Below are 5,390 nucleotides of genomic sequence, written 5' to 3'. Positions count from 1 at the left end.
ATTTCCTCTTGCTCGCGCGGAATTATGATATACCATTACGTCGAGGGCGCGGGATGGTCTTGGGCCCTCGATGAGGGGCGGGCGCCCGTCAATCGCGGCGCGTGTGCCCCCGAGCGGGAGAGAAACGATGCGCAAACGCCGCAGCATGTTCCATCGCAGCATTTTTCGCGCCGACCCCAATGGCGATCCCGACATCAACACCACGCCGCTGATCGACGTCATGCTGGTGATGCTGGTGATGTTCATCATTACCATCCCGCCGCCGACGCACAGCGTCGACGTGACGTTGCCGATCGGCGAGGTGCCCGCCAGGATATTCGACCAGAATCGCGTCACGATCGATACGAGTGACGTGATCCGCTGGAACGACGAAGCGATCGATCTCGCCGAGCTGGGCGTTCTCGCGCGGCAGGCGTCGGAGCGCGCCGAACCCGCGGCGATCCTGCTCGAACCCGATGCGCGGGCGCGTTACCTGCGCGTCGACGAAGCGATCGGGGCGATCCGGCGCAACGGCGGCTCGAAACTCGCTTTTCCCGGCATCCAGAATTACGCTGGCCTGATCTGAGCTTCGGGTGCGGTTTCCCGCTGCCTCAGGCGGCGGGGGCCGTTCCCGGTCGCAGATAGCGCATCATATAGCCGACATAATCGGCCTTGCCGAGCGGCACCCCCATATGGCGCAGGATCGCGTAGGCAGCGACGCGGTGGAAGGCGAACTGCGGCGCCGCCCAGTCGCGAACATAAGCGAACGCGCTCATGTCGAAGACCATGCCGTTCGGCAGGTCGAAGCTGACCGACCGCTCGCCATCCTCGCCGAGCGCGGCGCGATCGACGGCATCGAGAACGGCCAGCGTCGCGGCGATCTGTTGCTGCATCCCGGCGAAATCGGTCGCATCCTCGGGAAGTTCCGGAATCGCAAGGCCCCCGAGCCGGCTCAGCGGCTGAAGCGCCTGCACACAGGTAAAGCGGACCTGCGCGGCGAGCGGGAACATGTCGGGGGCGAGGCGCGCGACCGCGAACTGCAGTTCGCCGATGCCGTTGTCAGCGCCCCATGCGCCGGCCTTCGACAATTCTCCCGACAAAGCTCTCAGGCCATTCTGCCAGGCCGGTACGGTCAGGTCGTAGAGCATCATCATTTCCTTCGGTCGATCGAACATGGGTCAGGCGGCGGCGGGATTGTCCTGGAACTGAAGCCGCGCGAGGCGCGCGTAGAGGCCGTCGGCGGCAACGAGCGCATCATGCTTGCCTTCTTCGACGATGCGGCCGTCGTCCATCACGATGATGCGGTCGGCGGCGCGCACGGTCGCGAGGCGGTGCGCGATGACTATTGTCGTGCGGTCGTGCATCAGCGTTTCGAGCGCGTCCTGCACCAGCTTTTCGGACTCGGCGTCGAGCGCCGACGTCGCCTCGTCGAGCAGCAGCAGCGGCGCACGGCGGAGAAGGGCGCGCGCGATCGCGACGCGCTGGCGCTGGCCGCCCGAGAGCCGCGCACCGCCTTCGCCCATGAAGGTCTCGAGACCCTGCGGCAGCTTGCGCAGAAACTCCTCGGCATTGGCGGCGCGGGCGGCGTTCCACAAATCCTCATCGGTCGCGGCCCAATTGCCGTAGCGCAGATTGTCGCGTGCCGAGGCGGCGAAGATGACCGTTTCCTGCGGCACCATCGCGATACGCGCACGAATGTCGGCGGGGTCGGCTTCGGTCAGCGGAACGCCGTCGAGGAGGATCTGCCCGCCCTGCGGATCGTAGAAGCGCTCGGCGAGCTGGAAGAGCGTCGACTTGCCCGCGCCCGAGGGCCCCACGATCGCGACGGTTTCGCGCGGGCGGATCGCGAGCGAGAAATTGTGGAGGGCGGGGGCGTCGGGGCGCGTCGGATAGTGGAATTCGACATGGGCGAACTCGAGCGTGCCGACGGGTGGTTCGGGGAAGGGGCGCGGCTTTGCCGGTGGTGCGATGCTCGCTTCGGCGTTGAGCAGTTCGCTCAGCCGTTCGGCCGCCCCCGCGGCGCGGAGCAGGTCGCCATAGACTTCGGTAAGCGCGCCGAATGCGCCCGCCACGAGCCCGCCGGTCAGAACGAAGGCGGCGATCGTGCCACCGGTGATCGTGCCCGCCGCGACGCCCTCGGCACCATACCAGAGCAGGGTGGTGATCGCGCCGAAGAGCAGGCCGATGACGATCGCGGTCATCATTGCGCGCAGCCGAATGCGGCGCTTGGCCGTGGCGAAATTGGCCTCGACCGCGGTCGTGAAGCGCTCGGCTTCGCGGTCTTCCTGCCCGAAGGCCTGAACGATCTTCATCGCGCCCAGCTGCTCGGCGGTGGTCGCGCCGATGTCGGCGACGCGGTCCTGGCTCGATCGGGAGACGTTCTGGAGCTTTCGCCCGAGCAGCACGATCGGCATGATGATGACGGGAATGCCGAGCAATATGCCGCCGGTCAGCCCCGGCGAGAGCGAAAAGAGATAGGCGATACCGCCGATCCCCATCACCGTGTTGCGGAGCGCGACCGAGACGGTGGTGCCGACAGTCTGTTCGATGATCGAGGTGTCCGACGTCATGCGCGAGGCGATTTCCGACGGGCGGTTTTCCTCGAAAAAGCCGGGGGCGAGGCGCAGAAGGTTGCGCTGGACCGCTTCGCGGATGTCGGCGACGGTGCGCTCGCCAAGCCAGCTGACGAAATAGAAACGGAGCGCGGTGGCAACCGCGAGCGCGATGACGATGAGGTAGAAGAAGCGGAAGTGCGGTGCGACGTCGCCGCCGCCGGCGACAAAGCCGCTGTCGATCATTTCCTTGAATTGATAGGGAATTGCGAGCGTCGCGATCGCCGCGACTCCCAGCGCGACCGCCGCGATCAGCAATTGCAGCGGATAGCGGCTGGCATAGTGCCAGATCATCCGCAGGCTGCCGAGCTTGCGGCGGGGTTCGGCGGGGGCTTTCGTGTCGGAAAGATCGGATTGGCTAGCCATCGCACCGCCCCTAGCAGCGGCGATGGCTCGGCTCAACGATGCAGAATGCGGCGCTGCTTCATGCGCTTTGAAGCAGCGCTCAAGGGAGCGCGGCGATGGCGCCGCGCTCCCCCTTTTGATCAGCGGTTGTCGAGCTGCGCGCGGACGGCGCGCAGACCCGCCTGGGTGATGCGGTACGGCGCGCCGTTCTGCGAGGCGATGAAGCCGCGTCGCCGCAACCGGTTGAACAAGGACAAGCCGGTGTTCGCGAGGACGAAGCCGTCGCGCGTAAAGCAAAGCGCTTCGATAATGTGGCCGTCTTCGCCGCGCCGATGGCGGATCATGCCGCCTTGCGCCAGCACATGGAGCATACGCTGCTCCGCTTTCGAGATATTCATGGGATATGTCCGGGATTTTCAAGCAACAGAAGCGCGCGAACCCGTTGGCCCGCGCGCTGCGTACATCCCGATTACGCCGGGATGTTAGCGGTTGCCCGCAATCTCAGACATATTCACTCCATCGGCGCATCGTGCGCCACTCCGTGCAGAATATTCGCAATCACCCTGTCCCGCAATGATTTTGATGCATTGCACAATGAGACGGAACGCCTAGACTACTAACCAACGCGCAGGCGCCGGAGAGCGCCGCCGGGGCAACCAAGGAACGATCCGAATATGCTGTATCACGCCTTTGACATGCAGAAGAACTGGCTCGCGGGGGCGAGCGCACTGGCGACCGCGGGGGCGCAGGCGATGCAGCATCCCGCGAATCCGCTCGGCTATTTCAGCGGCAGCCCGATGTTCGCCTCGGCGCTCGAGGTGTTCGCGCATGCGTCGGCGCCGCGCGGCAAGCCGGGGTTCGAATTGTACGAGACGGTCGTCGACGGCGAGACGGTGCGCGTGACCGAAGCGATCGAGGCGCGCAAGCCCTTCGGCCAGCTCAAGCATTTCAAGCACAAGGGATCGAAAGACGCGCCCAGGCTGCTGATCGTCGCACCGATGTCGGGCCATTATGCGACGCTGCTGCGCGGCACGGTCGAACGCATGCTGCCGGGCCACGACGTGTGGATCACCGACTGGCGCGACGCGCGCAACGTCCCACTCGAAGCCGGCCGGTTCGACCTCGACGATTATGTCGATTATCTGGTTTCGTGGCTCGAGCATATCGGCCCCGGCGCGCATGTGCTGGCGGTGTGCCAGCCGTCGGTTCCGAGCCTTGCCGCTGCGGCGGTCATGGCGGCGAACAAGCACAAGTGCCGGCCGAAGACGCTGACAATGATGGGCGGGCCGATCGACACGCGCAAGGCGCCGACCGCGGTCAACGACCATGCGATGACGCGGCCCTACGCCTGGTTCCAGGAAAATGTGATCGCGACCGTCCCGGCCTGGTATCCGGGTGCGGGGCGCCGCGTTTATCCGGGCTTCCTGCAACTGGCGGGCTTCATGTCGATGAACCTCGGCAACCATATGATGAGCCATTGGGAGATGTTCAAACATCTGGTCGACGGCGACGGCGAGAGCGCCGACAAAACCAAGGAATTCTATGACGAGTATCGGGCGGTGTGCGACATGACCGCCGAATTCTACCTCCAGACGGTCGATGTCGTGTTCCAGCGCCACCTGCTGCCCAAGGGTGAGATGACGCACCGCGGCCAACCGGTCGACGTCGGCGTCATCGAGGATATTGCGATCCTCGCGATTGAAGGCGAACGCGACGATATTTCGGGGATCGGCCAGACCAAGGCGGCACTGACGATCGCCAAGGCGCTGCCGGCCGAGAAGAAGAAATATCTGATGGCGAAGGGCGTCGGCCACTATGGTATTTTCAACGGCCGCAAGTGGCGCGAGGAAATTGCACCGGTCGTCGAGAAATGGATTCGGACGCACGGCGGGTAGCGACTGGGAACTGCCCCTCCGTCAGCGCTTCGCGCTGCCACCTCCCCATCGCTGCGCGACAGGGAGGATGGGCTCTGCTCGTCACCCCGGACTTGATCCGGGGTCCACGACTTCAGCGCTGCGATGGATTCCGGATCAAGTCCGGGATGACGAAGGACTGGAAACGGCCGATGTGAACCCCGGCGAAAGCCGGGGCCCAGTAGCGCCGTGGGGAGATGGGCCCCGGCTTTCGCCGGGGTGCACGAGAGGACAGCTCCCCACCCCAAAGCGGACTTCGCCGACGGCGGTCTCCGGCGCGAGTGTCTCGCCGTGGAACAGGAATGCATCGCGAGCGATTATCACCGAACGTCTATAACGAAAATTTACCTTCCTCCGTTACGGGTGATCAGGGACCACAATCATCGGCCGACGTGGGGATCGGGCGACAGAAGTTGGTCGTGCATGTCGAATCCCGAGGCTTCTCCTGCCTCTCCCTCTTCCGCCGACAAGCGCCAGCCGCGGCAATCGCGCCTGGTCAAGGCCGCGCTCGCCTGCTCGCGACTCGGGCAGTTCGATGTGA

General features: G+C 65.1%; 5 protein-coding genes. 2 read left to right on the top strand and 3 right to left on the bottom strand.

Annotated features, from left to right (window positions below):
- Positions 1-127: 127 nt before the first annotated feature.
- On the top strand, positions 128-565 hold the full coding sequence (locus tag VGD20_RS19320; protein WP_331136001.1) for a biopolymer transporter ExbD: 438 nt from the start codon (positions 128-130) through the stop codon (positions 563-565).
- Positions 566-590: 25 nt separating this feature from the next.
- On the opposite strand, the gene VGD20_RS19315 is transcribed toward VGD20_RS19320, so the two are convergent.
- The 3 genes from VGD20_RS19315 to VGD20_RS19305 all read right to left on the bottom strand — a co-directional run bounded on the left by VGD20_RS19315 (position 591) and on the right by VGD20_RS19305 (position 3,334).
- Entirely contained in the window at positions 591-1,154 is a 564-nt protein-coding gene (locus VGD20_RS19315) for a DUF1993 domain-containing protein (protein WP_331136000.1), read from the bottom strand.
- Between the two features lie 3 nt (positions 1,155-1,157).
- Positions 1,158-2,957: an ABC transporter transmembrane domain-containing protein gene (locus VGD20_RS19310; protein ID WP_331135999.1), complete on the bottom strand. Its 1,800-nt coding sequence runs from the start codon at positions 2,955-2,957 to the stop codon at positions 1,158-1,160.
- Between the two features lie 119 nt (positions 2,958-3,076).
- A complete protein-coding gene (locus VGD20_RS19305; RefSeq protein ID WP_331135998.1) occupies positions 3,077-3,334 on the bottom strand; it encodes a YjhX family toxin in 258 nt (85 codons plus the stop codon).
- A gap of 276 nt (positions 3,335-3,610) precedes the next feature.
- On the opposite strand from VGD20_RS19305, the gene VGD20_RS19300 reads away from it, so the two are divergent.
- On the top strand, positions 3,611-4,831 hold the full coding sequence (locus VGD20_RS19300) for a polyhydroxyalkanoate depolymerase (RefSeq protein ID WP_331135997.1): 1,221 nt from the start codon (positions 3,611-3,613) through the stop codon (positions 4,829-4,831).
- Positions 4,832-5,390: the final 559 nt, after the last annotated feature.

The organism is Sphingopyxis sp., assembly GCF_036402335.1.
Taxonomy (GTDB): Bacteria; Pseudomonadota; Alphaproteobacteria; order Sphingomonadales; family Sphingomonadaceae; genus Sphingopyxis.
Note: the sequence above shows the minus strand (reverse complement) of the source record. Positions and strands in the feature narration are given on the sequence as shown.

What these genes read in the sequence shown, in the direction of transcription:
- VGD20_RS19310 (WP_331135999.1), bottom strand. Translation starts at nt 2,957, where the DNA reads ATGGCTAGCCAATCCGATCTTTCCGACACGAAAGCCCCCGCCGAACCC.
- VGD20_RS19315 (WP_331136000.1), bottom strand. Translation starts at nt 1,154, where the DNA reads ATGTTCGATCGACCGAAGGAAATGATGATGCTCTACGACCTGACCGTA.
- VGD20_RS19300 (WP_331135997.1), top strand. Translation starts at nt 3,611, where the DNA reads ATGCTGTATCACGCCTTTGACATGCAGAAGAACTGGCTCGCGGGGGCG.
- VGD20_RS19320 (WP_331136001.1), top strand. Translation starts at nt 128, where the DNA reads ATGCGCAAACGCCGCAGCATGTTCCATCGCAGCATTTTTCGCGCCGAC.
- VGD20_RS19305 (WP_331135998.1), bottom strand. Translation starts at nt 3,334, where the DNA reads ATGAATATCTCGAAAGCGGAGCAGCGTATGCTCCATGTGCTGGCGCAA.